General features: G+C 39.0%; 27 protein-coding genes and 1 pseudogene. 18 read left to right on the top strand and 10 right to left on the bottom strand.

What is annotated here, in order from left to right; genetic code table 11:
* Nucleotides 1-6: 6 nt before the first annotated feature.
* Entirely contained in the window at nt 7-189 is a 183-nt protein-coding gene (locus G4Y78_RS27290; protein WP_163836102.1) for a hypothetical protein, read from the top strand.
* 27 nt (nt 190-216) lie between these two features.
* On the opposite strand, the gene G4Y78_RS27285 is transcribed toward G4Y78_RS27290, so the two are convergent.
* Nucleotides 217-873 (bottom strand): type II toxin-antitoxin system HicB family antitoxin, encoded by a 657-nt coding sequence (locus G4Y78_RS27285; protein ID WP_163836101.1) that lies wholly within the window; start codon nt 871-873, stop codon nt 217-219.
* A gap of 110 nt (nt 874-983) precedes the next feature.
* Here G4Y78_RS27285 and G4Y78_RS27280 point away from each other — a divergent pair, with 110 nt between their 5' ends.
* The 5 genes from G4Y78_RS27280 (at nt 984) to G4Y78_RS27260 (ending at nt 3,976) form a co-directional block, all read left to right on the top strand.
* Nucleotides 984-1,238: a type II toxin-antitoxin system Phd/YefM family antitoxin gene (locus G4Y78_RS27280; protein WP_163836097.1), complete on the top strand. Its 255-nt coding sequence runs from the start codon at nt 984-986 to the stop codon at nt 1,236-1,238.
* On the top strand, nt 1,235-1,489 hold the full coding sequence (locus tag G4Y78_RS27275) for a Txe/YoeB family addiction module toxin (RefSeq protein ID WP_163836100.1): 255 nt from the start codon (nt 1,235-1,237) through the stop codon (nt 1,487-1,489). The genes G4Y78_RS27280 and G4Y78_RS27275 overlap by 4 nt, the downstream gene beginning before the upstream one ends.
* 438 nt (nt 1,490-1,927) lie before the next feature.
* Nucleotides 1,928-2,194 (top strand): hypothetical protein, encoded by a 267-nt coding sequence (locus G4Y78_RS27270; protein WP_163836099.1) that lies wholly within the window; start codon nt 1,928-1,930, stop codon nt 2,192-2,194.
* On the top strand, nt 2,184-2,564 hold the full coding sequence (locus G4Y78_RS27265; RefSeq protein ID WP_163836098.1) for a type II toxin-antitoxin system VapC family toxin: 381 nt from the start codon (nt 2,184-2,186) through the stop codon (nt 2,562-2,564). The genes G4Y78_RS27270 and G4Y78_RS27265 overlap by 11 nt, the downstream gene beginning before the upstream one ends.
* Nucleotides 2,565-2,695: 131 nt before the next feature.
* The gene (locus tag G4Y78_RS27260) at nt 2,696-3,976 is read left to right on the top strand and encodes an ISL3 family transposase (protein ID WP_163836066.1); all 1,281 of its coding nucleotides are present in this window, start codon (nt 2,696-2,698) and stop codon (nt 3,974-3,976) included.
* Here G4Y78_RS27260 and G4Y78_RS31465 read toward each other — a convergent pair whose 3' ends face one another.
* On the bottom strand, nt 3,977-4,108 hold the full coding sequence (locus G4Y78_RS31465; protein WP_268935028.1) for a hypothetical protein: 132 nt from the start codon (nt 4,106-4,108) through the stop codon (nt 3,977-3,979).
* 110 nt (nt 4,109-4,218) lie between these two features.
* On the opposite strand from G4Y78_RS31465, the gene G4Y78_RS27255 reads away from it, so the two are divergent.
* Together G4Y78_RS27255 and G4Y78_RS27250 are read left to right on the top strand one after the other, a co-directional pair.
* Nucleotides 4,219-4,473, top strand: coding sequence for a type II toxin-antitoxin system Phd/YefM family antitoxin (locus G4Y78_RS27255; protein ID WP_163836097.1), 255 nt, complete (start codon nt 4,219-4,221; stop codon nt 4,471-4,473).
* Complete coding sequence (locus tag G4Y78_RS27250) at nt 4,470-4,724, top strand: Txe/YoeB family addiction module toxin (RefSeq protein WP_163836096.1); 255 nt, start codon at nt 4,470-4,472, stop codon at nt 4,722-4,724. The genes G4Y78_RS27255 and G4Y78_RS27250 overlap by 4 nt, the downstream gene beginning before the upstream one ends.
* A gap of 109 nt (nt 4,725-4,833) precedes the next feature.
* Here the strand turns inward: G4Y78_RS27250 and G4Y78_RS27245 are convergent, their stop codons facing one another.
* Complete coding sequence (locus G4Y78_RS27245; RefSeq protein ID WP_163836095.1) at nt 4,834-5,157, bottom strand: type II toxin-antitoxin system HicB family antitoxin; 324 nt, start codon at nt 5,155-5,157, stop codon at nt 4,834-4,836.
* A 181-nt stretch (nt 5,158-5,338) separates the two neighbouring features.
* On the opposite strand from G4Y78_RS27245, the gene G4Y78_RS27240 reads away from it, so the two are divergent.
* Both G4Y78_RS27240 and G4Y78_RS27235 read left to right on the top strand, forming a co-directional pair.
* Nucleotides 5,339-5,605: a hypothetical protein gene (locus tag G4Y78_RS27240; protein WP_163836094.1), complete on the top strand. Its 267-nt coding sequence runs from the start codon at nt 5,339-5,341 to the stop codon at nt 5,603-5,605.
* Entirely contained in the window at nt 5,595-5,996 is a 402-nt protein-coding gene (locus G4Y78_RS27235) for a type II toxin-antitoxin system VapC family toxin (RefSeq protein WP_163836093.1), read from the top strand. The genes G4Y78_RS27240 and G4Y78_RS27235 overlap by 11 nt, the downstream gene beginning before the upstream one ends.
* Here G4Y78_RS27235 and vapC read toward each other — a convergent pair.
* Nucleotides 5,952-6,365: a type II toxin-antitoxin system VapC family toxin gene (vapC, locus tag G4Y78_RS27230; RefSeq protein WP_163836092.1), complete on the bottom strand. Its 414-nt coding sequence runs from the start codon at nt 6,363-6,365 to the stop codon at nt 5,952-5,954. The two genes, G4Y78_RS27235 and vapC, sit on opposite strands and share 45 nt — an antisense overlap.
* Nucleotides 6,365-6,556, bottom strand: a complete 192-nt coding sequence (locus tag G4Y78_RS27225; protein ID WP_163836091.1) for a type II toxin-antitoxin system VapB family antitoxin — start codon at nt 6,554-6,556, stop codon at nt 6,365-6,367. Before G4Y78_RS27225 ends, vapC begins: the two co-directional genes overlap by 1 nt.
* Before the next feature lie 214 nt (nt 6,557-6,770).
* Here G4Y78_RS27225 and G4Y78_RS27220 point away from each other — a divergent pair, with 214 nt between their 5' ends.
* The 5 genes from G4Y78_RS27220 (at nt 6,771) to G4Y78_RS27200 (ending at nt 10,759) form a co-directional block, all read left to right on the top strand.
* A complete protein-coding gene (locus tag G4Y78_RS27220) occupies nt 6,771-7,121 on the top strand; it encodes a type II toxin-antitoxin system RelE/ParE family toxin (RefSeq protein WP_163836090.1) in 351 nt (116 codons plus the stop codon).
* A gap of 15 nt (nt 7,122-7,136) precedes the next feature.
* A complete protein-coding gene (locus tag G4Y78_RS27215; protein WP_163836089.1) occupies nt 7,137-7,457 on the top strand; it encodes an XRE family transcriptional regulator in 321 nt (106 codons plus the stop codon).
* A gap of 240 nt (nt 7,458-7,697) precedes the next feature.
* Nucleotides 7,698-8,978: an ISL3 family transposase gene (locus G4Y78_RS27210; RefSeq protein ID WP_163836066.1), complete on the top strand. Its 1,281-nt coding sequence runs from the start codon at nt 7,698-7,700 to the stop codon at nt 8,976-8,978.
* A 142-nt stretch (nt 8,979-9,120) separates the two neighbouring features.
* Nucleotides 9,121-9,966, top strand: coding sequence for a substrate-binding periplasmic protein (locus G4Y78_RS27205; RefSeq protein WP_163836088.1), 846 nt, complete (start codon nt 9,121-9,123; stop codon nt 9,964-9,966).
* A 22-nt stretch (nt 9,967-9,988) separates the two neighbouring features.
* Nucleotides 9,989-10,759: a substrate-binding periplasmic protein gene (locus tag G4Y78_RS27200; RefSeq protein WP_163836087.1), complete on the top strand. Its 771-nt coding sequence runs from the start codon at nt 9,989-9,991 to the stop codon at nt 10,757-10,759.
* Nucleotides 10,760-10,854: 95 nt separating this feature from the next.
* Here the strand turns inward: G4Y78_RS27200 and G4Y78_RS27195 are convergent, their stop codons facing one another.
* Nucleotides 10,855-12,135 carry an ISL3 family transposase gene (locus G4Y78_RS27195; protein ID WP_163836066.1) on the bottom strand — a complete coding sequence of 427 codons (1,281 nt, stop codon included), beginning with the start codon at nt 12,133-12,135 and terminating at the stop codon, nt 10,855-10,857.
* Between the two features lie 103 nt (nt 12,136-12,238).
* Here G4Y78_RS27195 and G4Y78_RS27190 point away from each other — a divergent pair.
* Nucleotides 12,239-12,349 (top strand): annotated as a pseudogene (locus tag G4Y78_RS27190) (transposase); the annotation flags it as partial.
* Nucleotides 12,350-12,464: 115 nt separating this feature from the next.
* Here the strand turns inward: G4Y78_RS27190 and G4Y78_RS27185 are convergent.
* Together G4Y78_RS27185 and G4Y78_RS27180 are read right to left on the bottom strand one after the other, a co-directional pair.
* Nucleotides 12,465-13,301: a 5'-nucleotidase, lipoprotein e(P4) family gene (locus G4Y78_RS27185; RefSeq protein WP_163836086.1), complete on the bottom strand. Its 837-nt coding sequence runs from the start codon at nt 13,299-13,301 to the stop codon at nt 12,465-12,467.
* Between the two features lie 318 nt (nt 13,302-13,619).
* Entirely contained in the window at nt 13,620-14,900 is a 1,281-nt protein-coding gene (locus G4Y78_RS27180) for an ISL3 family transposase (RefSeq protein WP_163836066.1), read from the bottom strand.
* 561 nt (nt 14,901-15,461) lie between these two features.
* Between G4Y78_RS27180 and G4Y78_RS27175 the strand changes: the two genes are divergently transcribed.
* On the top strand, nt 15,462-17,813 hold the full coding sequence (locus tag G4Y78_RS27175) for an SdrD B-like domain-containing protein (RefSeq protein ID WP_163836085.1): 2,352 nt from the start codon (nt 15,462-15,464) through the stop codon (nt 17,811-17,813).
* A 90-nt stretch (nt 17,814-17,903) separates the two neighbouring features.
* Complete coding sequence (locus G4Y78_RS27170; protein WP_163836084.1) at nt 17,904-18,713, top strand: hypothetical protein; 810 nt, start codon at nt 17,904-17,906, stop codon at nt 18,711-18,713.
* A gap of 75 nt (nt 18,714-18,788) precedes the next feature.
* On the opposite strand, the gene G4Y78_RS27165 is transcribed toward G4Y78_RS27170, so the two are convergent.
* Together G4Y78_RS27165 and G4Y78_RS27160 are read right to left on the bottom strand one after the other, a co-directional pair.
* Entirely contained in the window at nt 18,789-19,670 is an 882-nt protein-coding gene (locus G4Y78_RS27165) for a transposase (RefSeq protein WP_163836065.1), read from the bottom strand.
* Complete coding sequence (locus G4Y78_RS27160; protein ID WP_163836066.1) at nt 19,645-20,925, bottom strand: ISL3 family transposase; 1,281 nt, start codon at nt 20,923-20,925, stop codon at nt 19,645-19,647. Before G4Y78_RS27160 ends, G4Y78_RS27165 begins: the two co-directional genes overlap by 26 nt.
* Nucleotides 20,926-20,963 lie beyond the last annotated feature (38 nt).

Below are 20,963 nucleotides of genomic sequence, written 5' to 3'. Positions count from 1 at the left end.
ACCCTTATGGACAAAAAACAATTTGACGAACTTCTGGCCAGCATCCATGAAGCCGATGATATAATCAAAGGCAAAAAGAAAGCAGAAGATGTACTCAAAAAGCTGCTTTCAGACAGCCCCAAAGATAGTCTAGTAACTGGTGATGATCGAGACTGGCTAGACATGAAGCCAGAGGGCAGAGAAGAATAAGCCAGCATTTGTTACACGGTAACAAGATCAACATGCTATATCCAAACAAATCCTGTACCCTAACTTATGAGCTATATCGACAAGCTCATCCAAGTTAAAATCCCCCATATTGCCATTTAAAAGCACACTTACTGCTGTATGGGAAATATTTAGCAACCTGGCTGCGTCAGTATTAGTTAGCTTACGTCGTTTAATTTGTTCAGTAATAGCACTAGTTAAAGCAGACCTCAGCATATAGTTTTTGGCTATTATTGGGTCATCATTAAGGAGTTCTCGCCAAACACTGGCAGTATCTGAAGTGTCTATCGTTACTTGAAACTCTGGCCTTACGCAATCGGGTATAGAATTTTGCCCTCGGTATTTACTGACATCAACCTCAACCATAAACCAAAAGCCGTCTTTACAGTCTTCATCATCAAGGTGCTGCTCTACTGCGGTAGGGCTTGGTATTTCCTGGCCATCTTCAATCAGCAAATCAAAATGTCCAGTAAAAGCGCTTTTAGCATCCTTGATACAATCCTCAATATCCTTACCAGCAAAGAACAATCCAAATACTCCAGGCGCAAACCCGCCAACCGCGCCATTTTCATCGGTATGAATATAAACAGGGTATAATGCTAATTTACTTTTTCTCTCTTCTTTCAAGTCATCAAATCCTTGTTTTATTTCTTCAAACAGCATCATTTTAACGCTTCCAGCTCTATGTAGTTGTTGCTATACAGGTCAAGTATACCATTGCGTACAAGATTAAGTACAAGTACAATAACAAGTACAATGCATAGAAAGGTGTTATTATGGACACAATCAGTTATTCAGCCTTCAGAAGTAAGCTAGCTGGGACTTTAGACAAGGTTAACGATGACCATACGCCTGTCTTGATTACCCGCCAGAATGGCAAACCGGCTGTCTTGATGTCTCTGGAAGACTTCAAATCTTATGAAGCCACAGCTTACCTTATGGCTAGCCAACGTAATGCAGAGCGCTTGAATCAAGCCATTGCTCAAGTTGAAGATGGTAAAACGGTTGAGCGTGGATTGATTGAAGAATGATTCTATCTTGGGCAGAACTGGCTTGGGAGGATTATCTATATTGGCAGCAAACAGATAAAAAAACGCTCAAGCGGATTAATACTCTCATTAAAGATATAAAGCACCAGCCGTTCGATGGCTTAGGCGACCCAGAACCACTAAAACATAACTGGTCTGGCTACTGGTCTCGGCGGATCGATAGAGAGCACCGCCTAGTATACAAGGTAACAGACACAGCTATTATTGTTGTTCAGTGTCGTTATCATTACTAAGCAAGGCTATTGTTAGCAGATGCTTTCTCAGTTTACCTTAACTTTCTGCTTGTCCCATGTCCTAGGACACGGGACAACGAAAGGCATTGAAGCTTACCTGCACTACAAACTACACCAACTTAGAACTAACATACCTATTCAAACTAACACCAGATTCAGCCGTTCTCATGGCTAGGAAACTCAGTGCACAAGCCTACATACTCCTGATCTTCCTCAGACCAAGTAACCCTATATGTGTAATGTTCGTGATTAATCATTCTCTAAACCCTCTAACTTTGCTATTGCTACAAACCCCACCTGATTTGATTGAGCTTAGTGAAAGTGCCGTAAACCTGTGCCCAGTGCTGGCGGGGAGCAGTCACCTTTTTGAGGTGGGAGGCTTGACGGGCACTTAATCAAAATATATAATTTAAAATATATATTTTAAAGGAGAGTGACATGCAAATCACTGCATCACAGCTACAAAGCCAGCACAAAGCGCTCATAGATGCGCTAAAGCGCGGTGAGCTAGTAGAGATTACTTATCATGGTGAGGTTTTAGGGGTGGTTCATCCCAAATCATCAAGCATTAAGCCTATAGAAGCAGATAAAGAGGCTGATGCTTTTTTTGGTATGCACGGTGACAACACCACTTCAGTTGAACAAGTTGAGGATGAAATACGCCAACTACGAAAAGGAAGAAGGGCGCGTTTAGATGATATTTGATACCAGTATTCTGATTTATGCGGCTCGTGGGTATGAAGCAGCTAAAAGTATTATCTTAAATACACCAGAACGGGCTATTTCAGCTGTTACCTACATGGAATTTGTGCCATTTTGCCGCAATAAACAGGAACTAAAGCACTTTGAAAAAATGCTAGAAAATCAGCAATTCAAAATCTATGAAATTGACCCACAAATTTCTATCAATGCACGCAGCTATACAAAACAGTTTGCGCTTAGCCATAGTGTAGAAATGGGCGATGCTTTAATTGCCGCAACAGCTGTTCGCTATGGTGAAACACTATGCACAACCAACCTAAAGCACTTTAAGCCTATTTCTGGTATTGAGTTACAGCAATTTTCTGTTGAATAACTGCTACCCTGCTCTACTCATCAGGATTTTAAGCGGCCTGATCTTTCGGATCTTCGCGTCTTTGCGTGGATCGTCTGATTTATGTACAATGACGACCAGTCCACAGAATCGATGATTTTACTGCACGACATATGTTCACAAAACGTTCAAACTCGCTCAACATTACACCCGAATTATTAGGTTTATCTGACGTTGAAGTGGTCAAGGTACGCTCTAATTTATCAGCACGGGAAATTACCATCGAGGTAAAAAGTACACGAGAGAGCGTGCCTTGCAGAGTCTGTAATAAGCCTACAAAAGGGCATGGTTTGGGGCGGATGTTACGGCTACGGCATTTGCCCATGTTTGGCAAAAACACCTTCATTGAAATAACCCCTCGCCGCGGCCTGTGTGCGAATTGTGATGGTGACCCTACCACGACAGAAACACTCGATTGGTATGAGGTCAATGCTAAAATGACTAAACCCTTTGAACATCACCTGTTGTTTGAGTTAGTCAATTCCACTGTTGCTGATGTGAGTCGTAAAGAGTCAGTCGACTACCACGTAGTTGAAGCATTAATTGATCGCTACGTAGAATCAGAAATTAATTATTCTATTATTCAAGATTTGGGTATTTTAGGGATTGATGAAATTAGTCTGAAAAAAGGCTACCGTGATTTTGTGACCCTGATTACCTATCGAGTGCATGATCAGGTGCACCTGTTGGGAGTAGTAGAGGGGCGAGAAAAAAGGGATATCATCAGGTTTTTGCGTACAATACCTCGCCGTTTACGGAAGACGATTCGAGCGATTTGTTGTGATTTATATGAGGGTTACATGAATGCTTGTAAAGCAGTATTCAAAGATAAAGTACCCATCGTGGCGGATCGTTTCCATGTTAGAAAACTATATCGTAAAAGCCTCATTAATTTGCGAAAATCCGAGTTAAGTCGACTAAAGAAGCTACTAACACCGACAGAGTATACTGCCTTAAAACCAGCCATTGCTTTACTACGAAAACAAAAAGATCATTTTACGGAAGCGGAAAAGCCAATTGTTGAAAAGCTGTTTAAGCGGTCACCTAAACTGAAGCTAGCCTATCAATTTAGCCGTGAATTAAGTGCTATTTTCGATAGCCATATAACGCCAGAAATAGCCAGAGATAAAATAACCGAGTGGATTGCTGAGGTCACTGATTCTGACCTAACCTGCTTTGATCATTTCATTAAAACCTTAGTGAAATACCAGCAGCCAATCACGAATTATTTTATTGGTCGTCACAACAGTGGGTTTGTAGAAGGTTTTAATAATAAGGTGAAAGTATTAAAGCGTCGGTGCTATGGGTTGTCCAGTCCCAAAAAGCTCTTTCAGCGGTTAATCATTGATACGATGGGGTTAGATCGGTTTGCTCCAGGCATGCTGGCTTTTTGATCATTCCACGCAAAGACGCGAAGAGCCGCCATTTTCATCGGTATGAATATAAACAGGGTATAATGCTAATTTACTTTTTCTCTCTTCTTTCAAGTCATCAAATCCTTGTTTTATTTCTTCAAACAGCCTCATTTTAACGCTTCCAGCTCTATGTAGTTGTTGCTATACAGGTCAAGTATACCATTGCGTACAAGATTAAGTACAAGTACAATAATAAGTACAATGCATAGAAAGGTGTTATTATGGACACAATCAGTTATTCAGCCTTCAGAAGTAAGCTAGCTGGGACTTTAGACAAGGTTAACGATGACCATACGCCTGTCTTGATTACCCGCCAGAATGGCAAACCGGCTGTCTTGATGTCTCTGGAAGACTTCAAATCTTATGAAGCCACAGCTTACCTTATGGCTAGCCAACGTAATGCAGAGCGCTTGAATCAAGCCATTGCTCAAGTTGAAGATGGTAAAACGGTTGAGCGTGGATTGATTGAAGAATGATTCTATCTTGGGCAGAACTGGCTTGGGAGGATTATCTATATTGGCAGCAAACAGATAAAAAAACGCTCAAGCGGATTAATACTCTCATTAAAGATATAAAGCGCCAGCCGTTCGATGGCTTAGGCGACCCAGAACCACTAAAACATAACTGGTCTGGCTACTGGTCTCGGCGGATCGATAGAGAGCACCGCCTAGTATACAAGGTAACAGACACAGCTATTATTGTTGTTCAGTGTCGTTATCATTACTAAGCAAGGCTATTGTTAGCAGATGATTTCTCAGTTTACCTTAACTTTCTGCTTGTCCCATGTCCTAGGACACGGGACAACGAAAGGCATTGAAGCTTACCTGCACTACAAACTACACCAACTTAGAACTCACATACCTATTCAAACTAACACCCGACTCAGCCGCTCTCATGGCTAGTAAACGGTGCTGCTCTGGCGGAATGCGAACCATAAACTTACCGCTGTATGCTTTCTCTGAGATTGGCTCTGGCACTGTCTCGCCATTTTCCTTCATATCAGCAGCAACGCTTTTAACTAGGCTGCAAATGCCTTCTAGTGCATTCATACGGCTTTCATCCAGATATGAAAGGCTAGGAAACTCAGTACACAAGCCTACATACTCCTGATCGTCCTCAGACCAAGTAACCCTATATGTGTAATGTTCGTGATTAACCATGCTCTAAACCCTCTAACTTTGCTATTGCTACAAACCCCACCTGATTTGATTGGGCTTAGTGAAAGTGCCGTAAACCTGCGCCCAGTGCTGGCGGGGAGCAGTCACCTTTTTGAGGAGGGAGGCTTGACGGGATGCCAATTAAAATATATAATTTAAAATATATATTTTATGGGGTAGCAACATGCAAATCACAGCATCACAGCTACAAAGTCAGCACAAGGCCTTGATTGATGCCCTCAAGCGCGGGGAGTCTGTCGAAATTACGTACCATGGCGAAGTGCTTGGAGTCGTTCACCCTAAAACTACCAGCCTCCAGGTGCCTAGCGCTAACAAAAACGTTGATGCATTTTTTGGTATGCATAGTGACAACACCACTTCAGTTGAACAAGTTGAGGATGAAATACGCCAATTGCGGAAAGGAAGAAGGGCGCGGTTAGATGATATTTGATACCAGTATTCTGATTTATGCGGCTCGTGGGTATGAAGCCGCTAAAAGTATGATCTTAAATACACCAGAACGGGCTATTTCAGCTGTTACCTACATGGAATTTGTGCCATTTTGCCGCAATAAACAGGAACTAAAGCACTTTGAAAAAATGCTAGAAAATCAGCAATTCAAAATCTATGAAATTGACCCACAAATTTCTATCAATGCACGCAGCTATACAAAACAGTTTGCGCTTAGCCATAGTGTAGAAATGGGCGATGCTTTAATTGCCGCAACAGCTGTTCGCTATGGTGAAACACTATGCACAACCAACCTAAAGCACTTTAAGCCTATTTCTGGTATTGAGTTACACAATGCCGCTATAGATGGAGAATTCCGCGAAATCCGTTAAATGGGCTCTGAACCCTTCAAAATCTTTGTCTGAATACAGTAGTGGTATTTTATTTTCAATACAGAATGTGGCAATCATACAGTCAATCGTTTTCCTGACTGTAATACCCTTCTTCCTTAAAGTTCGGTAGTTTTCGGCACTCTTAATGGCAAGGTGCTGGTTACACAAAGGATAAATATCAAGTGCTGTGAGTAGCTCTTTAGCTTTTTTAAAGTTTTTATCTTGCCGAAAACCTTGGAGTATTTCAGCCAGGATTAAATCACCAATCACCACTATGTCAGTAGATAGTAGGTTGTCTAATTTGTCAGTGTGGGCAGTTTTTTTACCATTGAAGTAGTCAATCCAAACGCTTGTATCAACAAGAACCACTAATTAGTCCTCATCTCATCTAGATCACCTTCCCAGTTTAGTTTGCCGCGAAACTGCTTAATCTTCTCTTGCTGCTTAAGTTTAATAAGCATCTTCAAACCAGCTTCTACAGCATCCTTTTTGGTCTTCAAGCCAGTAATCTTAAGAGCTTCAGCCATTAAGTTGTCATCAATATTGATGTTGGTCCGCATTGCTATTTACCTTTAATGTGTATGCTTTAATAAAATTATACACATCAAAGGCATGACAAACAACTTACTTGGTTGATTACTAGTCAAGCTATAATTTGACATCCTCCCCGCCATCAAAGGACGGGGTTTTACGCACTTTCTGCTAAAATATAACTTTTAAATTATATAACTTTGAAGTTATACTAGACTTAAACTAATAGTAAGATGGGTACCTATGTGGAAGGTTGTTACCGTAGATGAGTTTGACCAATGGTTTTTGGGACTTAACGAGGCTGAACAGGTATCTGTATTGACTGTTATTAAACTGCTTGAAGTTCGTGGGCCTGAACTAGGCCGACCTTATGCAGACACTTTAGAAAGCACTAAGGAAGTCAAAAACCTGAAGGAGCTAAGAACACAACATCAAGGCAGGCCATATCGCATATTCTTTGCCTTTGACCCCAAGCGGCAAGCAGTATTGCTTTGTGGTGGAGATAAAACAGGCGATAAACGCTTTTACAAACGGATGATTCCAATAGCAGAGGGTGAGTTCTTAAAACACTTAGAAAAAGAAGAGCTGCACTAACCGGAGGGTTTGAACATGGCAAAACCATTATCTGAATTACTAAAACAGGTCTCACCTGAAGTGCAGGCAAAAGCCTCTGCTAAAGCAGCTGAGCTACTTACAGAGATGACTCTTGCAGAGCTTCGCCAGTCAAAAGACATTACCCAAACTGAGCTAGCAGAAGCCTTAAGCACAACACAGCCTAATATTGCTAATGTAGAGAAACGGTCAGACGTTTATCTGTCTACCCTTCGCAACTACCTTCATGCGCTAGGTGGTGAATTAGAGGTAGTGGCGCGTTTTCCTGATGGTTCAGCAGTAGCTATTAACCAGTATGACAACAATCACACGACATGATAATTCCATATCCGTCCTAGGACACGGGACAACGGTATGTTTCGGCTGTGTGAGATCTAAGGGGTTAGAGTCATGTACAACCCTTGATCACTGGTTCTGTCGGTGGGCTTTTGTTAGTGTTGGCAAGCCTTGTACTGGCCATAACAGACAAAGTGCGGCTCTTCGCGTCTTTGCGTGGATCGTCTGATTTATGTACAATGACGACCAGTCCACAGAATCGATGATTTTACTGCACGACATATGTTCACAAAACGTTCAAACTCGCTCAACATTACACCCGAATTATTAGGTTTATCTGACGTTGAAGTGGTCAAGGTACGCTCTAATTTATCAGCACGGGAAATTACCATCGAGGTAAAAAGTACACGAGAGAGCGTGCCTTGCAGAGTCTGTAATAAGCCTACAAAAGGGCATGGTTTGGGGCGGATGTTACGGCTACGGCATTTGCCCATGTTTGGCAAAAACACCTTCATTGAAATAACCCCTCGCCGCGGCCTGTGTGCGAATTGTGATGGTGACCCTACCACGACAGAAACACTCGATTGGTATGAGGTCAATGCTAAAATGACTAAACCCTTTGAACATCACCTGTTGTTTGAGTTAGTCAATTCCACTGTTGCTGATGTGAGTCGTAAAGAGTCAGTCGACTACCACGTAGTTGAAGCATTAATTGATCGCTACGTAGAATCAGAAATTAATTATTCTATTATTCAAGATTTGGGTATTTTAGGGATTGATGAAATTAGTCTGAAAAAAGGCTACCGTGATTTTGTGACCCTGATTACCTATCGAGTGCATGATCAGGTGCACCTGTTGGGAGTAGTAGAGGGGCGAGAAAAAAGGGATATCATCAGGTTTTTGCGTACAATACCTCGCCGTTTACGGAAGACGATTCGAGCGATTTGTTGTGATTTATATGAGGGTTACATGAATGCTTGTAAAGCAGTATTCAAAGATAAAGTACCCATCGTGGCGGATCGTTTCCATGTTAGAAAACTATATCGTAAAAGCCTCATTAATTTGCGAAAATCCGAGTTAAGTCGACTAAAGAAGCTACTAACACCGACAGAGTATACTGCCTTAAAACCAGCCATTGCTTTACTACGAAAACAAAAAGATCATTTTACGGAAGCGGAAAAGCCAATTGTTGAAAAGCTGTTTAAGCGGTCACCTAAACTGAAGCTAGCCTATCAATTTAGCCGTGAATTAAGTGCTATTTTCGATAGCCATATAACGCCAGAAATAGCCAGAGATAAAATAACCGAGTGGATTGCTGAGGTCACTGATTCTGACCTAACCTGCTTTGATCATTTCATTAAAACCTTAGTGAAATACCAGCAGCCAATCACGAATTATTTTATTGGTCGTCACAACAGTGGGTTTGTAGAAGGTTTTAATAATAAGGTGAAAGTATTAAAGCGTCGGTGCTATGGGTTGTCCAGTCCCAAAAAGCTCTTTCAGCGGTTAATCATTGATACGATGGGGTTAGATCGGTTTGCTCCAGGCATGCTGGCTTTTTGATCATTCCACGCAAAGACGCGAAGAGCCGATAGTTTCCCTTTGCCTGTTAGTCACTTTAAACATGAAAAAAATTGACTTATATAATTATGTTAACTAATAAGTTACCAGTATAGTTTCATTCATAAGAGTTTAAAATTTATATATGAAGTACTTAAAATATATAATAACTTTATTCTTAATAGCTGTTGTTACTATAGTTTGGATATATTACGATAAAAAAAATATATCTATTGTAAGTAATGAAGCTGGCTGTGATAGGAAATTGACATATGCTTGGACAGGTTTAAGTGAGCCATTTATATTGGGAAGTGCTAAAGCACCTTCGGGTATTGATATAGAAATTTTAAACTCAGCATTAAAAATTGTAGACTGTGAAGCAGTCATTGAAGATTTAAATACATTATCGTGGAAACGAAATTTATCATTGTTGAGTATTGGTAAAATTGATCTTACTCTTCAAGCCTCTTTCAGTAAAGAAAGAGAAAAGTATGCAAACTTTAGTTCTCCATATCGAAGTGAATATATTGCTATTTTTATAAGAAGCGAGGATCTTAAATATGAAAAATTCAAAATATCAAAAATTGAAGATTTAAGTAAATATGATTTTTTACTTGGAGTAGGTTTGAGTAATATTTACGGACCAAAAGTTGATGGTGTTATAGAGAGAATGGGGAGCAAAATCAAGAGAAATAAGACGGTAGTTAAAAATAGAAAAGCCTTGCAAGCCAAGTTAATTGATGGATATATATCCTATATTCCAACAGAATTAATTAAGATCAAGAAAAATAAACTAGAAGATAAAATAAAAATTCTTCCTAACTCTATAGTAAAAACAGGAGATGTTCATCTCATGCTTAGCAAGGCTTCCACATCTGAAACAACTTTAAAGAAAATAAATAATGGAATTGAAAAAATAAAAGAAAATGGTACGTATGATTTAATTATGAACAATTATAGTAAGCAGTATCAACTACCTAGTGTAAAATGATTTTTAAATGAGAGGTTAAGTTATGAAATCATTTTTATTTATTTTCACGATAACAATCTGTTTAAACTCATTTGCTGACTCTACCGAAGGAATTACATATCTAACTGAAGAGTACCCTCCATATAACTTTAAGGATGAAGAAGGTAATGTTGTTGGAATTAATGTAGACATTTTAGTTGAAATGTTTAAACTGCTTGGTAGCTCAAAGAGTAGAAAAGATATAAAACTACAACCTTGGGTAAGAGCTTATAGAACAACTAAAGATACTACTGAGAAAACAGCTCTATTTACTACATCTAGAACTACTAAACGAGAAGAATTATTTAAATGGGTTGGTCCTTTAGTTGGAGGTACGACAAGTTTGATAGTATTAAAAAGTAACCCAAATAATGTAAGCATTAGCTCAGATGCTGATTTTCTTAAATATAAATATGCTGTTATCAGAGATGACTCAGCAGAAAGCCTATTATTAGCAAGAAATGTACCAAAGAAAAATTTAAGTTATTCAACTAAGTTTCTATCGATGATAAAAAAACTACAAAATAATCAAGTTGATGCTATTCCATATAATTTTATTACTGCAAGTGCTTTAATGAAAAAGAATAATATAAACCCAGATACTATAAAGCCAATAGTAGATATTCCACGGCCTAATAGCAAAGGAAACCACATAGCCTTTAATAAGTCGGTTAGTGACAGTATTATACTAGAACATCAAAAAGCTTTAGAAAAAGTATTATCCAATGAAGAATTGGTTGAATCTATCAAAAAGAGATATTTAAGTTTAAACTGACTGTCATTATCGCCTTTTTAGTAAAAATTATCATTAATTTTGTTTTTTATAGATGTATTAGAGAGATTGGCTCTTCGCGTCTTTGCGTGGAATGATCAAAAAGCCAGCATGCCTGGAGCAAACCGATCTAACCCCATCGTATCAATGATTAACCGCTGAAAGAGCTTTTTGGGACTGGACAACCCATAGCACCGACGCTTTAATACTTTCACCTTATTATTAAAACCTTCTACAAACCCACTGTTGTGACGACCAATAAAATAATTCGTGATTGGCTGCTGGTATTTCACTAAGGTTTTAATGAAATGATCAAAGCAGGTTAGGTCAGAATCAGTGACCTCAGCAATCCACTCGGTTATTTTATCTCTGGCTATTTCTGGCGTTATATGGCTATCGAAAATAGCACTTAATTCACGGCTAAATTGATAGGCTAGCTTCAGTTTAGGTGACCGCTTAAACAGCTTTTCAACAATTGGCTTTTCCGCTTCCGTAAAATGATCTTTTTGTTTTCGTAGTAAAGCAATGGCTGGTTTTAAGGCAGTATACTCTGTCGGTGTTAGTAGCTTCTTTAGTCGACTTAACTCGGATTTTCGCAAATTAATGAGGCTTTTACGATATAGTTTTCTAACATGGAAACGATCCGCCACGATGGGTACTTTATCTTTGAATACTGCTTTACAAGCATTCATGTAACCCTCATATAAATCACAACAAATCGCTCGAATCGTCTTCCGTAAACGGCGAGGTATTGTACGCAAAAACCTGATGATATCCCTTTTTTCTCGCCCCTCTACTACTCCCAACAGGTGCACCTGATCATGCACTCGATAGGTAATCAGGGTCACAAAATCACGGTAGCCTTTTTTCAGACTAATTTCATCAATCCCTAAAATACCCAAATCTTGAATAATAGAATAATTAATTTCTGATTCTACGTAGCGATCAATTAATGCTTCAACTACGTGGTAGTCGACTGACTCTTTACGACTCACATCAGCAACAGTGGAATTGACTAACTCAAACAACAGGTGATGTTCAAAGGGTTTAGTCATTTTAGCATTGACCTCATACCAATCGAGTGTTTCTGTCGTGGTAGGGTCACCATCACAATTCGCACACAGGCCGCGGCGAGGGGTTATTTCAATGAAGGTGTTTTTGCCAAACATGGGCAAATGCCGTAGCCGTAACATCCGCCCCAAACCATGCCCTTTTGTAGGCTTATTACAGACTCTGCAAGGCACGCTCTCTCGTGTACTTTTTACCTCGATGGTAATTTCCCGTGCTGATAAATTAGAGCGTACCTTGACCACTTCAACGTCAGATAAACCTAATAATTCGGGTGTAATGTTGAGCGAGTTTGAACGTTTTGTGAACATATGTCGTGCAGTAAAATCATCGATTCTGTGGACTGGTCGTCATTGCACATAAATCAGACGATCCACGCAAAGACGCGAAGAGCCGAAAAAGAGGCCTTAAGGGGGCAATCATTTTTGGGCTAAAGGGTATTGTGTTGATACAGTTGGCTTAAATGAAGAAATGATTAAAAACTATGTTAGATATCAAGAACAGCTTGAAAAGCGACAAAAATAATTTGATATTTAGTTAGTTATGTTTTCTATGGGGGATGGCATGCTCACCTTCTAATAGGGCAAGCTGATGCCACCTTTTAAGGTCCAAAAGAAAAACCACCTTCTAAGAAGGAGGATTATTTACTTAGAACTTTTATTGTAGATTCTAGAAATATTTTTCTATTTTTGTCGCTTGCAGGTGGCTCTGAATCGCCAAAAATTGCTTTGAGCCAATGCCCATCAGTTGGATTTGGAAAAATAATATAACGTTTCCCAAACTGGTGCTTTTCTTCTTCCATTAATGAGAGTCTTTCTTCTGTATTTGATGAATAAAACTTTCTCGAAAAATCATTAAGGTTATCTCCTAAAAATGCAATAATATTATGAGTTTTTTCGATTTTACTTTGTGGTTTCTCTTTATTAGATGTATCACTAAGAACAACTAAGTGATCTGTATCTGCATTAGGTAATTTAGCATGCCTTATATTTGACATAGCAATTTCATAAGTAGGCTTACCTTGATTTCGGCTTGTAACATAAAATACTTCTACATTATTTTTTTCACAAAATTTAAAAAAGTCAGCAGCACCAGGAGCAAGGGTCATTTGGTTGAGAGGTACCCAAGCATCCCAAGTGGGATCATCAAAGAAGTCTTTACCTTGCTTCATCAATATGCTCCAATAAGCAAGTGGTAGTAAAACGGTATCATCTAAATCAGTTACAATTGCTAAGGGCTTATCACCCTTTTTACGGGTTTTAAGCGCATCTTGCACACGGAGTTTTGCAAGAGTATAGCCTTGGTAATATAGTGCTCTGTATTCTGCTGCGGTTTGCTTCCAGGCAACGGCGGCAATATATTGATTGTTGGTTCCATTCTTTGAGGGTCCGTTTAAGTTCATTGTTGATTCATTTGCGGCAACATTAAAGCTCGAGGAAAGTAATACAGCGAGAAAAAGGGTGTCTATTTTTTTCATATTGTCATCCAATAATTGCTGAAAAAAATCAGCTTAGTTTATTATTATTAATAAGTTTTTTTTATATTGTATTAACTATTATACAAGCACTCTTTTGAAGTCTCAACCATCATTGAGTACAGTGAGTAAGTACATAGTTACTTTATTGCAACCCTATAGTTAAGTCTGTGAACTATTTTTAAACAACCAAAAATAATTTATATATTTTTTTTGTTCGGTTGGATAAGTATATTTAAGGCTCTATATGGATTCCTAGGGGTAGAACATAATACTACAAAAGAGGTATTATTTGGCTCTTCGCGTCTTTGCGTGGAATGATCAAAAAGCCAGCATGCCTGGAGCAAACCGATCTAACCCCATCGTATCAATGATTAACCGCTGAAAGAGCTTTTTGGGACTGGACAACCCATAGCACCGACGCTTTAATACTTTCACCTTATTATTAAAACCTTCTACAAACCCACTGTTGTGACGACCAATAAAATAATTCGTGATTGGCTGCTGGTATTTCACTAAGGTTTTAATGAAATGATCAAAGCAGGTTAGGTCAGAATCAGTGACCTCAGCAATCCACTCGGTTATTTTATCTCTGGCTATTTCTGGCGTTATATGGCTATCGAAAATAGCACTTAATTCACGGCTAAATTGATAGGCTAGCTTCAGTTTAGGTGACCGCTTAAACAGCTTTTCAACAATTGGCTTTTCCGCTTCCGTAAAATGATCTTTTTGTTTTCGTAGTAAAGCAATGGCTGGTTTTAAGGCAGTATACTCTGTCGGTGTTAGTAGCTTCTTTAGTCGACTTAACTCGGATTTTCGCAAATTAATGAGGCTTTTACGATATAGTTTTCTAACATGGAAACGATCCGCCACGATGGGTACTTTATCTTTGAATACTGCTTTACAAGCATTCATGTAACCCTCATATAAATCACAACAAATCGCTCGAATCGTCTTCCGTAAACGGCGAGGTATTGTACGCAAAAACCTGATGATATCCCTTTTTTCTCGCCCCTCTACTACTCCCAACAGGTGCACCTGATCATGCACTCGATAGGTAATCAGGGTCACAAAATCACGGTAGCCTTTTTTCAGACTAATTTCATCAATCCCTAAAATACCCAAATCTTGAATAATAGAATAATTAATTTCTGATTCTACGTAGCGATCAATTAATGCTTCAACTACGTGGTAGTCGACTGACTCTTTACGACTCACATCAGCAACAGTGGAATTGACTAACTCAAACAACAGGTGATGTTCAAAGGGTTTAGTCATTTTAGCATTGACCTCATACCAATCGAGTGTTTCTGTCGTGGTAGGGTCACCATCACAATTCGCACACAGGCCGCGGCGAGGGGTTATTTCAATGAAGGTGTTTTTGCCAAACATGGGCAAATGCCGTAGCCGTAACATCCGCCCCAAACCATGCCCTTTTGTAGGCTTATTACAGACTCTGCAAGGCACGCTCTCTCGTGTACTTTTTACCTCGATGGTAATTTCCCGTGCTGATAAATTAGAGCGTACCTTGACCACTTCAACGTCAGATAAACCTAATAATTCGGGTGTAATGTTGAGCGAGTTTGAACGTTTTGTGAACATATGTCGTGCAGTAAAATCATCGATTCTGTGGACTGGTCGTCATTGTACATAAATCAGACGATCCACGCAAAGACGCGAAGAGCCAATATAATTAGTCTAATATTTCAAGATGAGATGCGATAATAGGCCAACAACTATACTCCAGAGCAAACAGGAACTGATTAAAAATTAATTGGGGTTGATAAATATTAGCTCAAATACAAACTAACAGGCCTCTGTAGAAAATTGGGTAGCTGTACGATCAGATATGAGTTAGTACAAATTAGCGCTGAAAAATCAATTTTATGCTAATTATTATTATTCAATAGATTAGTGTCTGTCAAAAAAATATCACTATTCGCCATACAATATAACAAAAAATTGACCTTCTCTTTTTTTATTGAAACAGTTAATTTAATTTAGTGACTGAATTTTACTTTTTATTAGAATTATTTCACATCTTTTAATCCTTCGCGTATCAAAAAATAGTCAACATGATATTTTGATTACTCCAAAGTTAGTGAGAAGGAAAACAACCTCCCCATCCCAAAAAATAAAGCTTTTTAAAATAGGAATTTATAAATGGCTAAAAATATTTATGCATTGCCTATATTTATAGGCATGCTATCTGCTCCTTATTCTTTACTTTCAAGTGCCGAAACAACAAGCTCCATCGGCGATCGTGTTTGGGCTGACAGAAATGCAAACGGTATTCAAGAAACCGGAGAGGCGGGTGTAGAAGGAGTCGCTGTGGAACTGGTTCAGTGTGAATTGGAAGGTGCTGTTGCTTCTACATTTACAGATGGAGAGGGTTACTATAGCTTCAATAATATTGAAGCGGGATCTTATAAAATAGTTTTTAAGCCTTCTCAAGGAGAGTTTGTTACAGAGCAGAATCGTATTAAGCCTAACATACAAAAAGTTGAGTTAAAAATTACAGTGCGACAGGACTGGGGAAGTCGCTCTTATCAAGGTACTGCAAAAGGAATTTTTGAGCTTATAGATAAAAGTGGCAACGTTGTTGCCAGTAAAACATGGGAAAAAACCCGTAACACTGGAAACTCATATCTAGATAATAATAATGAAACTATTACGTTAGCCGGACAGGGAGAAGGGTTAACACTACGTATTCGTGACAATGGTAGCAGCGGTAGTACTTGGGGAGATGACTGGAGTGTCAAGTCTTTACTTCTCAATGACAAAAAAGTGGACCAGGTTATTCATTGGAAAGAGATGGGCGTTGAGGTTGATAGTAATATCATTGCCTACGGAGCATATACTAGAACTGGCTTTACCTTTAATTATGCAGGTAAAAAAACATTATCGAGTAGCGCTATTACCATCCCGCTGGGTGACGATGAGGGCTCTCTAGAAAATAGTGATAACGATCATTTAAATAGCGATGTCATATCTGAATCAGGTGAAACCGCTTGTTTTAACCTACAAGCAAATGAACATAAAAAAGACATTGATGCTGCGTTGCTTGTTGAAACAGAAGTGCCTGAAGAAGGAGATGGAATAAGTATCATAGGGGATACCGTATTCAATGATACCAATGGTAATGGCCAACAAGATGGTACTGAAACGGGTATAGAGAATGTTACTGTCAATTTATTTTATCCAGACAATACCTTGGCTTTGACAACTAAGACTGATAAAAATGGTAATTACCGATTTGAACTAACAAGCCCTGGCTGTTACAAAGTTGACGCTGTTAAGCCAGATAATTATGAGTTTACTTTGCCACAAACAGGGTCATTTTCTAATATTTGCTTATCTGGTGGTGATGAAAGAGATGACATTGATTTTGGATTGAAGAAAAAGCCTGAAAATGTATGTCTAGAACTTAAGGGGCCAACCACTATTTGGGAGGGTGGCTCAGGCTCCTATCAGTTAGTCACTTCCACACCATCTGAAAAAGATGCTTATTACCAAGTAAGGTTTAGCAATGGTTCAGCCAGGTTTGTAGGAAACCAACCAGGCAAAGAGCGTCAAGATATTATGTGGGGAGGCTATTATACAGTTACCCAAAAAACTTGTTGGTGGATTTTCTGTAATGAGCGTAAATGGAATGTCTATAATCGAGTACCTAATGGCACTTATACTACCAGCAATCGTCCAATGGTTGGGCCTAAAGATGCTACATGGGATTTTTCAGTGTTTGATAAAGGACGCTATAGCAACACAAATACTGTACAAGTAAAAATCCCTGCAGGCAGCACTACTTCCCCAATTATCCGAGTAAATGCATGGCGAGAAAGGATTACTATTGATAATGAAATTCATAACAGAAACTCTGGTAGAGAAGGCCGCGAAACCTTTTATGCTAGTGTGATAAATCCTCCTAAAAACAACTCTTGTAAAACCCAGACTACCGTTGGAATCAACGACTCGCCATATATTACTGCGGTAAGCCCAATTGGACTTGACTTAAATAATGATGGGAAAATTGGCGTAACAGGCGATTCTACCAAGAAACTAAAAACTAATGGTATTATTGGTAAAACTGTTCAATTTGATATTGATAGTGATGGGGCACTTGAAACTATCGAGTGGTTTGCTGGGGATGGAGATGGCATTCTAGTGGACAACAAAGATGGTAAAGCCTCAACCAATATGAACGGTAGTCGATTATATGGCGATGATAATGGACGTTATCAACACGGATTCAATAAACTAGCCTTGCTTGATAAAAATAAAGATGGTCGCTTAACAGGTGATGAACTCATCGGAATCCAATTATGGGTAGACAATGGCAATGCTATCGTCGATGAGGGCGAGTTAAAAGACTTGGTGCATTATGACATTATCGCCATTAGTGTTGAGATGTCCCCTGCTGATGGTTACATGCGCTCTACTGCATTAACGTCAGAAGGAAAAAACATTATGACAGAAGATGTGTGGTTTAAAATGTCTAAGGAGAATACTCAATAAACTATAACTGGCAAAAATCCTATATTGCTAAGGCCTAAAAAGGCCCTAGCAATATAGATCATCTAATTAGTAAAAGAGTGTTGTTAAACTATGAATATCAAAGCCAGTATAATTATCTCTAGTGCACTATCTGTTGGTTTAACCATTGGCCTATTAACGAGTAATTATCAAAGTCTTTTTTCAACAAAAACAGTAACAACTGTTAATGCCGGATCTCCAACGCTTGAGCAAACACATCCAGATCAAACCCAAGAAACATCCTTTGTTACTCATAAGCAAAAACAACTAAAGCAAAACAATAATAACAAAAGTGATCTAAATAAATTTCAAAGCATCGACCATGAAAGGTCACAAATTTTAGAGAAAGTAACTATCGTAGAAAATGGTAATCTAGTGCATAACTACCCAACGGAGTCTGAGGATAAACCTTCACTTCTCGATATAATATCACCAGCTTCCAAACAACTGAAAACAGTAACAAATTACTCTTTCCCAGAAATAATTGATTTGGGTAATAATGAATATACGCTAGCGAGTATAGGAGAAGCACTACCAGGTATATCTAAGTATAGAAAAGTGAACTCCCAAGAAAATAACGCCTCTCTTCATACCAGAGTTAATATTGGCGATACTGTGGCTATTAAATATAACATGTATAGCTGGAAGTCAGGTAAAAAAGTAGAGAGTACTCAAGATCAGTTTGGTGGGCCATTGGAGTTAGTTGTTGGTAGTAAAAAAGGCCAAGTGACCATACCAAAATTTTTGAATAATACAATAATGGGAAGTCGTGTTGGTGAACGTTATCAAGTGGTTTTTGAAACAGGAATGAAAGATTTACCAAATTATTTAGATAAAGACGATGCCTATATATTAGTAGTCGATATAGTTAATAAGAACTAATGTATTTACAAGCCGTAGCAGGCTCAATCTGACTTCGTGAAGACTTTTGGCTCTTCGCGTCTTTGCGTGGAATGATCAAAAAGCCAGCATGCCTGGAGCAAACCGATCTAACCCCATCGTATCAATGATTAACCGCTGAAAGAGCTTTTTGGGACTGGACAACCCATAGCACCGACGCTTTAATACTTTCACCTTATTATTAAAACCTTCTACAAACCCACTGTTGTGACGACCAATAAAATAATTCGTGATTGGCTGCTGGTATTTCACTAAGGTTTTAATGAAATGATCAAAGCAGGTTAGGTCAGAATCAGTGACCTCAGCAATCCACTCGGTTATTTTATCTCTGGCTATTTCTGGCGTTATATGGCTATCGAAAATAGCACTTAATTCACGGCTAAATTGATAGGCTAGCTTCAGTTTAGGTGACCGCTTAAACAGCTTTTCAACAATTGGCTTTTCCGCTTCCGTAAAATGATCTTTTTGTTTTCGTAGTAAAGCAATGGCTGGTTTTAAGGCAGTATACTCTGTCGGTGTTAGTAGCTTCTTTAGTCGACTTAACTCGGATTTTCGCAAATTAATGAGGCTTTTACGATATAGTTTTCTAACATGGAAACGATCCGCCACGATGGGTACTTTATCTTTGAATACTGCTTTACAAGCATTCATGTAACCCTCATATAAATCACAACAAATCGCTCGAATCGTCTTCCGTAAACGGCGAGGTATTGTACGCAAAAACCTGATGATATCCCTTTTTTCTCGCCCCTCTACTACTCCCAACAGGTGCACCTGATCATGCACTCGATAGGTAATCAGGGTCACAAAATCACGGTAGCCTTTTTTCAGACTAATTTCATCAATCCCTAAAATACCCAAATCTTGAATAATAGAATAATTAATTGGCTCTTCGCGTCTTTGCGTGGAATGATCAAAAAGCCAGCATGCCTGGAGCAAACCGATCTAACCCCATCGTATCAATGATTAACCGCTGAAAGAGCTTTTTGGGACTGGACAACCCATAGCACCGACGCTTTAATACTTTCACCTTATTATTAAAACCTTCTACAAACCCACTGTTGTGACGACCAATAAAATAATTCGTGATTGGCTGCTGGTATTTCACTAAGGTTTTAATGAAATGATCAAAGCAGGTTAGGTCAGAATCAGTGACCTCAGCAATCCACTCGGTTATTTTATCTCTGGCTATTTCTGGCGTTATATGGCTATCGAAAATAGCACTTAATTCACGGCTAAATTGATAGGCTAGCTTCAGTTTAGGTGACCGCTTAAACAGCTTTTCAACAATTGGCTTTTCCGCTTCCGTAAAATGATCTTTTTGTTTTCGTAGTAAAGCAATGGCTGGTTTTAAGGCAGTATACTCTGTCGGTGTTAGTAGCTTCTTTAGTCGACTTAACTCGGATTTTCGCAAATTAATGAGGCTTTTACGATATAGTTTTCTAACATGGAAACGATCCGCCACGATGGGTACTTTATCTTTGAATACTGCTTTACAAGCATTCATGTAACCCTCATATAAATCACAACAAATCGCTCGAATCGTCTTCCGTAAACGGCGAGGTATTGTACGCAAAAACCTGATGATATCCCTTTTTTCTCGCCCCTCTACTACTCCCAACAGGTGCACCTGATCATGCACTCGATAGGTAATCAGGGTCACAAAATCACGGTAGCCTTTTTTCAGACTAATTTCATCAATCCCTAAAATACCCAAATCTTGAATAATAGAATAATTAATTTCTGATTCTACGTAGCGATCAATTAATGCTTCAACTACGTGGTAGTCGACTGACTCTTTACGACTCACATCAGCAACAGTGGAATTGACTAACTCAAACAACAGGTGATGTTCAAAGGGTTTAGTCATTTTAGCATTGACCTCATACCAATCGAGTGTTTCTGTCGTGGTAGGGTCACCATCACAATTCGCACACAGGCCGCGGCGAGGGGTTATTTCAATGAAGGTGTTTTTGCCAAACATGGGCAAATGCCGTAGCCGTAACATCCGCCCCAAACCATGCCCTTTTGTAGGCTTATTACAGACTCTGCAAGGCACGCTCTCTCGTGTACTTTTTACCTCGATGGTAATTTCCCGTGCTGATAAATTAGAGCGTACCTTGACCACTTCAACGTCAGATAAACCTAATAATTCGGGTGTAATGTTGAGCGAGTTTGAACGTTTTGTGAACATATGTCGTGCAGTAAAATCATCGATTCTGTGGACTGGTC

Origin of the sequence: Spartinivicinus ruber, from assembly GCF_011009015.1 — a bacterium.
GTDB classification, from domain to species: domain Bacteria; phylum Pseudomonadota; class Gammaproteobacteria; order Pseudomonadales; family Zooshikellaceae; genus Spartinivicinus; species Spartinivicinus ruber.
Note: the sequence above shows the minus strand (reverse complement) of the source record. Positions and strands in the feature narration are given on the sequence as shown.